This window comes from Corynebacterium sp. FDAARGOS 1242, from assembly GCF_016889985.1.
In the GTDB taxonomy this organism is placed as follows: Bacteria; Actinomycetota; Actinomycetes; order Mycobacteriales; family Mycobacteriaceae; genus Corynebacterium; species Corynebacterium minutissimum_B.
Genome location: NZ_CP069568.1, coordinates 1,080,100 through 1,092,937, shown reverse-complemented (window position 1 = coordinate 1,092,937; position 12,838 = coordinate 1,080,100). Strand labels below are relative to the sequence as shown.

Here is a 12,838-nt window from a genome sequence, read left to right as displayed (position 1 = left end):
CCGTGCTGGGGTGGCAGGATGACCGCAAACTCACTGACGTACTAGAGAAGAAGGATGCGGCGGCGCTTAAAAAAGCCTTCGGCTACACCACCTGCGGTGAGTTGCTCAGTCACTACCCGCGCGACTACATCCGCCACAACAAAGAGGTCGGCCTGGGTGGTGCCGAGGAAGGCGACCAAGTCACTATTACCGGCGTTATCCAGGACGTTCGCACTCGCCACACCTCCAAGACCGTGGTCTTCACCTTGTACATGGATAGCGGGATCCAGGCGGCGTTCTTCAACGCCTACTTTGTCCAGCGCATTCTCCGCAGCGGCATGCGCATTATGCTCTCCGGAAAGCTGAAGTATTTCCGCGGTATACCAAGCCTTCAGCACCCAGATTTTCTCATTTTGGACCCCGGCAGCCTCCAGGATTCGATGTGGGATAAGGCTGCCGGAAAAGGCAGTGGTTCGCTAAAGAAGCTCGCGCAGTTTGGTTCGCTTGATACCTTCCTGAAGCGCGAATGGATCCCGGTGTACCCAGCCAGTGGATCGGCAACGTCGTGGTATGTCATGGGCGCAATCCATAAAGTGCTGGAGCAGACTCCGCCGATTCCAGAACCATTGGATTACCGCATGATGGTGACCTTGGATCAGGCAGTACGCGAGATTCACGAACCTGGACCGACTGGGCCGGAACGAGCGATTCAGCGCCTTAAGTACAACGAGGCCCTGTCCATTGGTCTGGTGATGGCGCTGCGCCAACGCGATGTCAAAGCGCGTACTGCCACCCCGATGCCGGCCATTATTGACGGCTACCGTGATGAGCTGCTGTCGGAGCTTCCATTCCAGCTGACGGATGGGCAACGCCGCGTGATAGGAGAGATCGATGCCGACCTCTCCGGCACCGTCCCGATGATGCGCCTGCTGCAAGGCGAGGTCGGATCAGGCAAAACGCTCGTTGCCACGTGCGCGATGCTTCAGGCAGTGGATGCTGGAAAACAGTCAGCGCTGTTGGCGCCAACGGAGGTGCTGGCGGTGCAGCATGGGACGTCGATAAGCGCCAGCGTTCCCGAAGGGGTAACCGTTACTGTGCTGACCGGGTCGATGAAGACTGCGGAGAAGCGCCAGGCTCTGTTGGAGATTGTGTCGGGCGAGGCTGACATCGTCATTGGTACGCACGCCATCATTCAAGACACCGTCGAGTTTTTCGATCTAGGCCTGGTTATTGTGGACGAACAGCACCGATTTGGCGTGGAGCAGCGCGATAGCCTGCGTACCAAAACCAGGGAGGGCACCAGCCCTCATCTCCTCGTGATGACGGCTACGCCTATTCCGCGCACAATTGCTATGACCGTCTTTGGTGACTTGGCAGTCTCCACGCTCAAGGAGCTGCCCGGTGGACGCAAACCTATCCTGTCGGCGGTGGTTCCCGAGTGGAAACCCGAGTGGGTCCGTCGTGCCATAGAGCGCATCCGTGAAGAGGTAGAAAAAGGCCACCAGGCCTATATCGTGTGCCCACGCATCGAAGGTGATGGCGGGGTCGAGCAGCTGTCCGTGCAGCTGCGTAACCTGCCCTTCCGTGGGCTGAGTGTAGAAATGCTCCACGGCAAGATGCCAGATAAGGACGAAGTCATGGCGAGCTTTGCGCGCGGCGACATCGATATTCTTGTGTCCACGACCGTCATTGAGGTCGGCGTTGACGTTCCTAACGCTACGGTCATGCTGATTCGTGAGTCAGAAAACTTCGGTGTTTCCCAGCTTCACCAGCTGCGCGGCCGCGTGGGGCGTGGCGGCAATGCATCAGTCTGCCTGCTGCACACCACCGCTTTGCCAGACTCAAAGTCCTATCGGCGTGTGGCGGCCATCGCAGATACGCCTTCCGGCTTTGACTTAGCCGAGCTCGACCTCAAGCAGCGCCATGAAGGAGACATCCTGGGCACGTTGCAATCTGGCACCAAGCGCACGCTTAAGTTGCTGGACTTGAGCAACGACCGAGAGATCGTAGAGCGCACCCACGCCGACGCCGCGGCGTTGGTCGAGCGCAACCCTGAGCTGGCAGAAGAACTGACGCACAACCTCACTGCGGACGAGCAAGACTTTCTGGAGAAGAACTAAACCGAGCCGGACTTGAGGGGAGACGTCTCGCCAATGAGCCCAAGGGCGATAGGGTAGAGGCCATGACGAGAATCATCGCTGGGGAAGCCCGCGGACGCAGCATCAAGGTGCCCGAGTCGGGGACGAGGCCGACGTCCGACCGTGCCCGTGAGGGTCTTTTTTCTTCATTAGACGTGCGCTGGGGATTTAATGATTCCCGCGTGCTTGACTTGTTTGCCGGTTCCGGTGCGCTGGGGTTGGAGGCGGCGAGTCGCGGTGCCGAAGAAGTGGTGCTGGTGGAACACAACCCTGCCGCGGTCAAGGTGATTCGCCACAACATTGGCGTGGTCAAGCACCCCCGAGTCGAGGTACGGGAGATGAAAGCCTCGACCTACTTGGCCACCGCACCACGCGGCTACTTCGACATCGTTCTTGCGGATCCGCCCTACGAGTTCGACGACGTTGATGGCTTGCTCGAAGCCATCGAACCTGTGCTGGATGATGACGCGATTGTGGTGATCGAACGCCACGTCGATACACCCCAGACGGAGTGGCCGGAAGGGTTTGAACCCACCGGACAGAAGCTCAAGAAGCGTACGTTTGGTATCGCACGCTTTGACATGGCCATTTATCACCGAAGCGAGGAGATCTAAGCACTATGCCAACCCACGCAGTTTGCCCTGGTTCCTTTGATCCCATCACGCTGGGACACGTTGATGTGTTCAAACGTGCGGCTGACCTCTTTGACAAGGTCACCGTGCTCGTCACCGCGAACCCGGATAAACCCTCTGGCTTGTTCAACGTGGAGGAACGCGTCGACTTCATCCGCCACACTGTCTCGCCGGAGATTGAGGTGGACTGGTGGGGAGGCCTGCTCGTGGACTACACCAGCGCTCATGGAGTCGATACCCTCGTTAAGGGTCTGCGCTCCTCACTGGACTATGAGTACGAGCTGCCCATGGCCCAGATGAACCGCCGCTTGTCCGGGATTGACACTGTCTTCCTTCTCACGGATGAAAAATACGGCTACATTTCCTCCTCGTTGTGCAAGCAGGTAGCGAAATACGGCGGCGATGTGACGGGCATGTTCCCTGAACACGTGGCTAAAGCCGTGATGGAGCGCTACCGGGATCAGCAGCAGTGACCGTACTGGTCATCCCCCTCGCTATCCTTCTCATCGTCGCTGTGGGCTCGTGCTTACAGCGCGTGTCCGGCATGGGGTTGGGGCTTATTGGTGGCCCCATTCTGACCCTTATGTTGGGGCCGGTGGAAGGCATCATGGTCACCAACGTGCTGGCCTGCCTTAATGCGGTCCTCACGACGTATTCCATGCGCAAGGACGTCGATTGGGGTAAATGGGCGCGCATCGCCCCTTTCATGGTGTTGGGCTCTATCCCGGCAGCCCTGCTCATTGCGCGGATTGATACAGCCATGCTGCTTGTCCTCGTCGGTGGTGCGCTCCTCACCGCACTGGGTGTGGTGTCCTTTGGCCGGCACTTCGTTCCCGAGCTGCATGGCACGGGTCCGGCGGTGTCCGCCGGAATTCTAGGCGGCTTCACCAATACTTTGGCTGGCGTGGCAGGCCCCGTCATCACCGTTTATGCCCAAGCAGCGCGCTGGCCGCAGGCAGTTTATGCAGCTACGCTTCAGCCCTGCTTTTTCGTCGGCGGGCTGTTCTCGGTACTCACGAAGTACTTTCTAGGTGCTGGCGGCTTTGAGGGCTTGCACTGGCTGGTATGGCCCTTCGGCATCATTGGAATGTTTATCGGCATCCAGGTGGGCACGAAGATTGCGGGGCGGGTGTCCCGTGAGTTCGCACGTAAGCTCTCCCTGACCGTGGCGAGCCTTGGCTCCCTGAGCGCACTGATTCGTGGACTCATGACGCTAGGAGCCTAGGGAGGCTTCTGTAGGCTGGTCGCCATGGCTAAATTCAAGATTGAAGACGCACTCAACCTACGCGCGGGCAAAAACTTCCAGATCGACTCGGTAGATCCCTCGAGCACCCCGGGTTTTGACGGGGATAAAGACGAGCTTGATGCGCGGTTTTCCAAGTACGATGATGAGCTCTACGAGCTGCAAGAACGTCTCTTTGCCAACGGGCGTGCGTACGGTGAGGATGCCCCGGCCGCACTCATCGTCCTGCAAGGCATGGACACCTCCGGTAAAGGTGGTGCCATCCGCCACGTCTTTAACACTTTTGACCCGCAAGGGACGACGACTGTCGGCTTTGGTAAGCCCACCGAGGAAGAACTGGAGCATGACTTCCTCTGGCGCATCCGCAAACATGATCCGAAGCCAGGGCAGATTGTGGCCTTCGACCGCTCGCACTATGAGGACGTGCTTATCCAGCGCGTACATGAGTGGGTAGATGAGGAGGAAGTTGATCGCCGTATCGAAGCCATTCGTGACTATGAGTTAGAACTAACGGCTCAAGGCGTGAAGGTGATCAAGATTTTCCTGCACATCTCCAAGGAAGCCCAGAAGGAGAATCTGCTTGAACGTACAGAGCGCGAAGATAAGTTCTGGAAGTACGATCCTTCAGACGTTGAGGAACGCGCATATTGGGACCAGTACATGGAGGCGTACCAGGACGCGATTCAGCGTACTGATGAGAATTACGCCCCCTGGTATGTCATCCCCACTGACAATAAGAAGTATGCCCGCATGGCGCTCAAGTTCCTCATCGTGGATCTCCTGCGCCACCTGCATCTGGAGTGGCCAGCGCCCGACTTCGATCCAGAGGTCGAGCGCGAGCGCATTGAGAACGCCGATTAGGCACGGTTTCTCTGCTCTGCCGATTTATTAACCTGACAGCGGTTTAGTCGTCACTGTCTGCGAGCTCGCGGGCGGTGGCGTTAAACGTATCTAGGACGGACAGCAGTGCCTCCTGGGCGTTAATGATGGCCACGTTGAGGGCATGGAAAAGCTGGTCCTCGCTCAAGCCCGCGGTGGTGACGAAGCAGGCGTCGCCCCGCAGTTCAATGCTGTCTTCATCGATGCCAACGAGCGCACGGCCGTCGAAAGCACCCGAGTTGAACTCGTTGCACAATACATGGAAGAGGGAAACAACGTCTGCGCCAAGCTGAGTGGGCAGAACGCATTCCAGGCGTACAAGGCCTTCCTCGACGGTTATGACCCAATCCAGGTCATTGAGTCGAGCGACAGCGGTGGTGTCATCCTCGGGGTAAGCGGTAGCTGCCATGTCGAGTTGCGCGCCATTGAGCAGGCTGAGGACGCGATCGCGGGTGACCGCCGGCAGGGGAGAGCCAGACAAAATCTCGTAGGGATCAGCACTCACGATTAGTCCTCTGCTTCCTGTTCTTGGGTGTCATTCCACGTCACTGCCTGTGGGAAACGCTCGGCCACGATCTCAAAAATCTCGGCAAAGCTCGCCAGGGAGCTGAGCAAAAAGTGGCCGAGTTGCGTCAAGGACAGGCCTTCTCCGACAGCCATGGCGCGGTTGGCGCACAACTGGACCTCGGCGCCATCTGATGGCCCTTCTGGACCGTCTGCGACGAAGTAGCTCAACGTTGGCGCAACGCTGGCCCAGTTGAGTTCAGCGACGGTGGCCGCAACCTCTTCTTCCGCGGATTCTGGGAGGGTACCTTCCCACGTAGCGAATGCACTGAGAGTATCGCCTTCCTCATTGAGGTCACAGTGCACTGCAATGTGGGGGATACCAGTCTGGAGCACGCGGTGGGAGGTGGTTCCAGCCTCATCACCGGCATTACTGGCATCGTCATCGAGAGATTGATCGTCGGTCTCATCGGCGTGGGAATCCGCAACGCCAGTGGGGCGGGGAGCTTCGATGATGGCATAGTCGGCGTCGATAAGCTCGCACAGCTGCGCGAGCCTATCGATGCTTACCGGTTCAACAGCGTGGAGGTCGGTCACTGCTCCGCGCCTTCAGGGTTGCCTTCGCCGGCCTGTGCGGCGGATTCGGAACCGAGCTTGGCCATCTCCTCAGCGGCAGCAACCATGGCGTTTTGGGCGTTGATAACGCCATCCACAGAGGCGCGCAGAGCAGAAGCTAGCTGCTCGTCATTCATGCCGGCGGCGCAGGGGATATCGGACTCAGTGCGCACCAGCAGCATGCCGTCGAAGTCCGTGATGACCGCGCTGGCACCCATGGCCACCGAGTTGATCTGGTTGGCGGCCAAGAAAAGCCCGGCGTCTGCCTTGGCATACTCGGCGTCCGTCGGCACGTCGCAGCGCACGATGGCCACGCTGTCGAGCACAGCGAACATGCACGGTAGGCCGTTGAGGTTGGCGGTGGCGGCGTCGGTGCGGCCGGTGACCGGTTCGAGCTCAATGTCGAAGGTCTTCATCGCGGTGATGATGCGATCGAGGGTGACGTCGGGCAAGGCATGAGGATCCTGAGCCGGCTTAGTCATGGTTGTGCTCCTTCCAGGTCACAAGCTGCGGGTAGTGCTGTTCAATCCACTCGAAGGACTGCAGGATGGCATCCAAGGTGGACATCACGAAGGCGCCCAGCTGATTACGGGAAGCGCCATGCGTCGTGTCGAGTTCCCGGGCACCGGACACCGCCAAGGCATTGTCGGGGGCCTCGAAGAAACGGAACGTCGGCGTGAAGTGGTCCTGGTTCCACGAGTTGATGTGCATGAGCAGGTTCGGCGCCTCGGAGGAAGGTACCGAGCCACGCCAGACGGAGTCCACGATAAGGGAGGAGCCGACGAGCTGGAAAGCAATGGCCGCGTTGGAGAAACCCGTGCGCAGTAGCTTAACGGTGCCTTGATTCTCAGTCTGCTGCTCTTCCATGCGGTACTCCAAACCTTCGGAATCGAAGATTTCCGCAATACGCTCGAGCGTTACGTCCTCCACTGGGGTATCGGGCAGCAGGACGCGCTCCTGCGCGCCGCCCTGGTTAGTAGCGTCAGTCAATTCTTTGTCTCACTCACTTCGCTTGGTTAACAACCACATTTTTCTTTACGCCCCGACCCTACCGGAGCCAGGTTGGCCGGGTACGTCCTAGGGGGTCTGGAAGAGCTCCTCGCCGCCCAGCTCGTGCGCCAGAGCTTGGCTCACCTCGGGATAGCGGAAAACATGGCCCAATTCTTCCAATTTGGCGGGGACTACCCTCTGGTTGGCTAGTGCCAATTCTCGGGCGCCTTCTTTGCCAAGGAGCAGGGCGGGGCCCAGGCTAGGGATAGGAATAACGGTGGGGCGGTGCAGTCTACGACCCAAAGCGTCGACATAGTCGCGATTGTGAACCGGGGTGGGGGAAACAGCGTTAATGGGTCCTTCCCACTGCGGGTCGAGGGCGGCGCGAACATACATGTCCTGAAGATCATCCTGGGCCACCCAGCTGTACCAGATGTCCCCCTTGCCAAACGCGCCGCCGAGGCCGGTAGAAAACACCGCACGCAGCAGTGGGAGCATGCCGCCGTTTCCTGATTGCACAATGCCTGTGCGCATATTCACCAAGCGCTTACCGGCTTCCCGCACTGGCGCGCAGGCCTTTTCCCATGCTTCGACAACATCGGCGAGGAAACCTTCACCGCGCTCAGAGTTCTCGGTAAGTTCTTCATCGCCGCGGTCAGGGCCATAGAAACCTATGGCGGAGGCGCACACCATCGCGCGCACAGAATCCGTAGTGGCGGCAAGGCGAGCGAGCAAGTGGGTTGGTCCGACGCGGGAATCCCGAATAGCGTCCTTGTGAGAGGAGTTGAAGCGCCCGAAGATGGGCTCGCCGGCGAGGTGAATGAGGACGTCGACGCCCTCAAGGAGATCCTTGGCGGGAAGTTGAGGACGCCACAGACGCTCGCCGGCTGCTGGGGTGGAACGAACCAGCGGGATGACGGTGTGGCCCAGTGTGCTTAGCTGCGCGGACACTGCCTTTCCCACCGTGCCGTGCGAGCCAGTAAGAGCCACCGTTAACGGGGTGTCATTCAACCCGCCCAGGCGCTGCTTGAAACGGAAATCCTCCACGAGCTGATGCTGGCGGTAGGCAAACATGGACTCAATCACTGCGGTGGGGATGCGGGTATCCACCTTGTCCGTAATGAGCGTGCCCTCGGGGTGGTCCGCAAAGAGGTGCTCGTGGCGCCAATGGGCTACTGCGCGGAACGGCGCGTTGATGCACACGTCTCGGAAGGACTTCTGTGGCTGGTATCCAGCTAAGTCATGGCGCGCAACCCACTTCAGGCCGCCCGGCAGTCCCAACACTGAGGTGCCAGTGGCCAGAGTTTGCGCTTGTTGCAGAGGGGTCATGAATCCAAACGGTGCGTTGAGCCTTGTCAGCGCTCCGGGGCGCTCGTGCCATTGCCACACCTCCTCGCGCGGTGCTGGAACAACGTGCTGGGTGGTGAAACTCACTGTGTAAAGACCTGCCTCACGGTGATTGGGGGTAAGAAAGCTCAGCGCGAGCCTTCAAAAGAGCAAGGGAAAAGTGCTATGGTTAGTGCTGGCTTTCAAGCATAGACAGTCTAAGTAACCCTTGTCCGACATCCTTTAAAGACCGCACTGTGAGGCGGGGAAGGAGGTCACGATGAGTGAAACCGACATTCACGCGGAGTCCAATGAGCTATTGAACTCGTCCGACGTCGCGCGTACCGTCGCACGCATCGCGCACCAGATCATTGAAAAAACTGCGCTTGATTCGAGTGATTCTCCTCGGGTCGTGCTCTTGGGCATTCCCTCTGGTGGCGTGCCGCTAGCACAGCGCCTCGCTGACAAGATTGAGGAATTCTCTGGGGTGGAGGTTCCCTGGGGTTCCCTTGATATCACCTTGTACCGTGATGACCTGTATTCGCGCCCGCATCGCGCGCTTAAGCCCACCACGGTGCCCGATGGCGGCATCAATGGCGCCACCGTCATTCTCGTGGATGATGTGCTCTATTCTGGCCGCACCATTCGCGCTGCGCTCGATGCCCTCGCAGATATTGGCCGTCCCGATATCATTCAGCTCGCCGTCCTCGTGGACCGCGGCCACCGCCAGGTTCCTATCCGCGCTGATTATGTGGGCAAGAACATCCCCACCGCGCGTGATGAGGACGTCACCGTCTACAACGCCGACATCGACGGTCGCGATGCCGTCGTGCTCACTCGCTCTACCGCATCGGCCGAGCCCGGCAAGGAGGACTAAATGAAACACCTCATTAATATCGCTGATTTGAGCGCTGCTGAAATCTTGGCCCTCATGGATGAGGCGGACCGCTTCCGTGAAGCGCTCAACGGCCGCGAGGTCAAGAAGCTTCCGACCCTGCGCGGCCGCACCGTGTTCACTTTGTTCTACGAGAATTCCACGCGCACGCGTTCTTCCTTTGAAACTGCCGGCAAATGGATGTCCGCAGACGTTATTAATCTCTCCGCGTCCAGCTCGTCAGTCAAGAAGGGCGAATCACTCAAGGACACGGGCTTGACGCTGACCTCTATTGGTGCTGATGCGATCATCATCCGTCATCCTTCTTCGGGTGCAGCACAGCAGCTGGCCAGCTGGGTAGCCCCAGGAGGCCAGGGACCGAGTGTTATCAATGCCGGTGACGGGGCGCACCAGCACCCAACGCAGGCGCTTCTCGACGCCACCACGATGCGCCAACGCCTAGGCCTTGACACCGAACGTTCCGGCTCTGGTACCGGCTTTGAAGGACTGAAGGTCACCATCGTGGGTGACTGCCTGCACTCTCGCGTGGTGCGCTCGAACGTGGATTTGTTAACCACCTTGGGTGCTGACGTCACCTTGGTAGCGCCACCCACCTTGCTGCCCTTCGGAGTGGAGAACTGGCCGGTACGGGTATCCCACGATTTCGATGCTGAGGTTCCCACCTCGGATGTGGTCATGATGCTGCGCGTTCAAGCCGAGCGCATGAATGGTGGCTTCTTTCCTTCGCACCGCGAATACGCGACGCTGTATGGCTTGTCCAAGGACCGTGCCGCGGCAATGAAGAAGGACGCCATCATCATGCACCCAGGCCCCATGGTCCGCGGCATGGAAATTAACTACGCCGTCGCAGACTTCGCTAACTCGGCTGTGCTCCAGCAGGTCAACAACGGCGTCCACGTGCGCATGGCTACTTTGTTTACCCTGCTTACTAATGGCGAGAACGCCGGAATCTAGACGAGGAGATACCTAGATATGACTGCTTATCCCGACACCGGCGTGCTCTCCGCCCCAGCGGCGGGCACCCTTCTCATCACCAACGTGCGTCCCTACGGTGAGGGCGAACCCACGGACGTCCTCATCAAAGACGGCGTTATCGCCTCGATCGGTGCTGGGGCCGACGCGGCGGGGGCCACGGGCAATGAGTCCGGCAACACCACCCCAGACCGCACCATTGACGCTGGCGGCAACGTCCTGTTGCCGGGTCTGGTAGACATGCACGTCCACCTCCGCGAGCCTGGTCGCGAGGACACTGAAACCATTGAGACCGGCTCCCGTGCTGCTGCCAAAGGTGGTTTCACAGCAGTATTCACCATGGCGAATACCACTCCGGTGACTGACCAGCCGATTATCGCCGAGTCCGTATGGGCAAAGTCCCAGAAGCTGGGCCTGTGCGATGTCCACCCGGTCGGCTCCATCACCAAAGGCCTCGAAGGTAAGACGCTCACGGAGTTTGGCATGATGGCCCGCTCCGATGCCAAGGTGCGTATGTTCTCCGATGACGGCAAGTGCGTTGAGGACCCGCAGCTTATGCGCCGTGCGCTGGAATACGCCAAGGGCCTCGATGTCCTCTTGGCCCAGCATGCTGAGGATCACCGGATGACTCAAGGGGCCTGCGCCAATGAAAGTGAGGTCGCCGCGCGTTTGGGCCTGCGTGGCTGGCCGCGCGTGGCTGAGGAGTCCATCGTCGCGCGCGACGCACTCCTTGCTCGTGACTACGGCAACCGCATGCACATCTGCCATGCTTCGACGAAGGGAACCGTGGAGCTGCTCAAGTGGGCGAAGGAGCAGGATATCCCGCTGACTGCGGAGGTTACTCCGCATCACCTGCTCATGACGGATGACAAACTGGTGTCCTATGACGGTGTCTTTCGTGTCAACCCGCCGCTGCGTGAGGAGAGCGATACGTTAGCGCTACGCCAAGCTTTGCTGGACGGGCTTATCGACGTCGTGGCTACCGACCACGCCCCGCACGGCAACGAGGATAAGTGCGTGGAGTTTGAAAACGCCAAGCCCGGAATGTTGGGCTTGGAGTCCTCCCTGGCCGTCATCGCCAAGCTTTTTGTTGCCACCGGTTTGGCGGATTGGCGCTTCGTCGCCCGCGTCATGTCCGAGCGCCCGGCCGAAATTACCCGCCTGCCCGGCCACGGTCGCCCCATTGCTGAAGGCGAGCCGGCCAACCTCACCATCGTCGATCCGGAGCACCCGTGGGTCTCTGACTCCACGCGCTTGGCTTCTAAGTCCGAGAACAACCCTTACGAGGGCGAGGAATTTGGCGTACGCGTTACGCACACCATCCTGCGCGGAGCGGTGACCTACGACCTCACCGCCGAATAAACGGGACAATAAATAAAGACACCACGAGCAACCAACGCTTTCTATTCGAAAGGCCACCACACACCGTGACTTCCACAGAGACTTCTACTGCAACCTCGACCAGTGAGGCGCGTTCCGGCACGAAACCTATTCCAGCCATCCTGGTTTTGGCTGATGGCCGTACCTTCCGCGGCTTCGGCTTCGGTGCTACCGGCACTACCTTGGGAGAGGCCGTGTTTACCACTGCCATGACCGGCTACCAGGAAACGATGACGGATCCGTCTTACCACCGCCAGATTGTGGTGACCGCCGCACCGCAGATCGGTAACACCGGCTGGAATGATGAAGACAACGAGTCCCATGACAACCAGATATGGGTCGCTGGCCTCGTGATACGTGACCTTTCCCGCCGCGTTTCCAACTGGCGCGCGGAGCGATCCCTGCCGGAGGAAATGGAGAAGCAGGGCATCATCGGCATCGGCGGTATCGATACCCGCACTCTGGTCCGCCACCTGCGCAATCACGGCTCTATCAAGGCCGGTATCTTCTCCGGTGAAGCAGCAGAGCGGGACGTCGAGGAGCTGCTCGACGAGGTCAAGAACCAGGCCTCCATGGCGGGGCTTGACCTCTCCGAAGAAGTAACCACCGACAAGCCGTACACGATTGAGGCAGTCGGGGAGAAGCGCTTCACCGTCGTGGCCTATGACATGGGTATCAAGACCGCGACGCCGAACAACTTTGCGCAGCGGGGTATCGAGACCATCGTGGTACCTGCAAATACCCCGTTCGAGGAGATCAAGCAATACAACCCAGATGGCGTCTTCGTTTCCAATGGCCCAGGCGATCCAGCGACCGCAGACGTCATGGTGGGTATCGTCCGCGACATCCTTGCAGCCGAGTACCCGTTCTTTGGTATCTGCTTTGGAAACCAGATCCTCGGCCGTGCGCTGGGCATGGACACGTACAAGTTGAAGTTTGGCCACCGCGGCATCAATGTACCGGTGCGCAACCAGCTCACTGGCAAGATCGACATCACCTCCCAGAACCATGGCTTTGCTCTAGCCAGCCCGTCCGGCAAGGAAGACCCCGCCGGCGAGGAGTTCGATACCGACTTCGGTCCGGCAGTGGTTTCCCACACGTGCCTCAACGACAACACCATCGAAGGCGTTGCCCTCAAGAACGGCATGGCTTACTCCGTGCAGTATCACCCCGAATCTGCCGCCGGTCCGCACGATGCGAACTCGCTCTTTGACCAGTTCATCGAGCTCATGGCCGAGAAGTCCCCGAACAAGTAAACCGCAACCAGGAAAAGGAAGAAGAAACT

14 protein-coding genes are annotated in these 12,838 nt (G+C 59.4%); 9 read left to right on the top strand and 5 right to left on the bottom strand.

Going from position 1 to position 12,838, the window contains the following annotated elements; translation table 11 throughout:
• The first annotated feature begins 2 nt into the window (after positions 1-2).
• The 5 genes from I6J72_RS05170 to I6J72_RS05150 all read left to right on the top strand — a co-directional run bounded on the left by I6J72_RS05170 (position 3) and on the right by I6J72_RS05150 (position 4,853).
• Positions 3-2,099 (top strand): ATP-dependent DNA helicase RecG, encoded by a 2,097-nt coding sequence (locus I6J72_RS05170; protein ID WP_204100154.1) that lies wholly within the window; start codon positions 3-5, stop codon positions 2,097-2,099.
• A gap of 62 nt (positions 2,100-2,161) precedes the next feature.
• On the top strand, positions 2,162-2,731 hold the full coding sequence (gene rsmD / locus I6J72_RS05165) for a 16S rRNA (guanine(966)-N(2))-methyltransferase RsmD (RefSeq protein WP_204100153.1): 570 nt from the start codon (positions 2,162-2,164) through the stop codon (positions 2,729-2,731).
• 5 nt (positions 2,732-2,736) lie between these two features.
• Complete coding sequence (gene coaD / locus I6J72_RS05160; RefSeq protein WP_204100152.1) at positions 2,737-3,222, top strand: pantetheine-phosphate adenylyltransferase; 486 nt, start codon at positions 2,737-2,739, stop codon at positions 3,220-3,222.
• Positions 3,219-3,974, top strand: a complete 756-nt coding sequence (locus tag I6J72_RS05155; RefSeq protein WP_370552158.1) for a sulfite exporter TauE/SafE family protein — start codon at positions 3,219-3,221, stop codon at positions 3,972-3,974. Before coaD ends, I6J72_RS05155 begins: the two co-directional genes overlap by 4 nt.
• A gap of 24 nt (positions 3,975-3,998) precedes the next feature.
• Positions 3,999-4,853 carry a PPK2 family polyphosphate kinase gene (locus I6J72_RS05150; protein ID WP_204100151.1) on the top strand — a complete coding sequence of 285 codons (855 nt, stop codon included), beginning with the start codon at positions 3,999-4,001 and terminating at the stop codon, positions 4,851-4,853.
• 43 nt (positions 4,854-4,896) lie between these two features.
• On the opposite strand, the gene I6J72_RS05145 is transcribed toward I6J72_RS05150, so the two are convergent.
• The 5 genes from I6J72_RS05145 to I6J72_RS05125 form a co-directional block, all read right to left on the bottom strand.
• A complete protein-coding gene (locus I6J72_RS05145; protein WP_239107501.1) occupies positions 4,897-5,376 on the bottom strand; it encodes a hypothetical protein in 480 nt (159 codons plus the stop codon).
• A 2-nt stretch (positions 5,377-5,378) separates the two neighbouring features.
• The gene (locus tag I6J72_RS05140) at positions 5,379-5,972 is read right to left on the bottom strand and encodes a hypothetical protein (protein ID WP_204100150.1); all 594 of its coding nucleotides are present in this window, start codon (positions 5,970-5,972) and stop codon (positions 5,379-5,381) included.
• On the bottom strand, positions 5,969-6,472 hold the full coding sequence (locus I6J72_RS05135; protein WP_204100149.1) for a YbjN domain-containing protein: 504 nt from the start codon (positions 6,470-6,472) through the stop codon (positions 5,969-5,971). The genes I6J72_RS05140 and I6J72_RS05135 overlap by 4 nt, the downstream gene beginning before the upstream one ends.
• On the bottom strand, positions 6,465-6,980 hold the full coding sequence (locus I6J72_RS05130; RefSeq protein WP_204100148.1) for a YbjN domain-containing protein: 516 nt from the start codon (positions 6,978-6,980) through the stop codon (positions 6,465-6,467). The genes I6J72_RS05135 and I6J72_RS05130 overlap by 8 nt, the downstream gene beginning before the upstream one ends.
• 87 nt (positions 6,981-7,067) lie before the next feature.
• Positions 7,068-8,414 carry a TIGR01777 family oxidoreductase gene (locus I6J72_RS05125; RefSeq protein WP_204100147.1) on the bottom strand — a complete coding sequence of 449 codons (1,347 nt, stop codon included), beginning with the start codon at positions 8,412-8,414 and terminating at the stop codon, positions 7,068-7,070.
• A 172-nt stretch (positions 8,415-8,586) separates the two neighbouring features.
• Between I6J72_RS05125 and pyrR the strand changes: the two genes are divergently transcribed.
• From pyrR to carA, 4 genes are all read left to right on the top strand, one after another.
• Positions 8,587-9,183: a bifunctional pyr operon transcriptional regulator/uracil phosphoribosyltransferase PyrR gene (pyrR, locus tag I6J72_RS05120; protein ID WP_204100146.1), complete on the top strand. Its 597-nt coding sequence runs from the start codon at positions 8,587-8,589 to the stop codon at positions 9,181-9,183.
• The gene (locus I6J72_RS05115; protein ID WP_204100145.1) at positions 9,184-10,155 is read left to right on the top strand and encodes an aspartate carbamoyltransferase catalytic subunit; all 972 of its coding nucleotides are present in this window, start codon (positions 9,184-9,186) and stop codon (positions 10,153-10,155) included.
• A gap of 18 nt (positions 10,156-10,173) precedes the next feature.
• Positions 10,174-11,535 (top strand): dihydroorotase, encoded by a 1,362-nt coding sequence (locus I6J72_RS05110; RefSeq protein WP_204100144.1) that lies wholly within the window; start codon positions 10,174-10,176, stop codon positions 11,533-11,535.
• Between the two features lie 128 nt (positions 11,536-11,663).
• Positions 11,664-12,809, top strand: a complete 1,146-nt coding sequence (gene carA, locus I6J72_RS05105; RefSeq protein ID WP_204100449.1) for a glutamine-hydrolyzing carbamoyl-phosphate synthase small subunit — start codon at positions 11,664-11,666, stop codon at positions 12,807-12,809.
• Positions 12,810-12,838 lie beyond the last annotated feature (29 nt).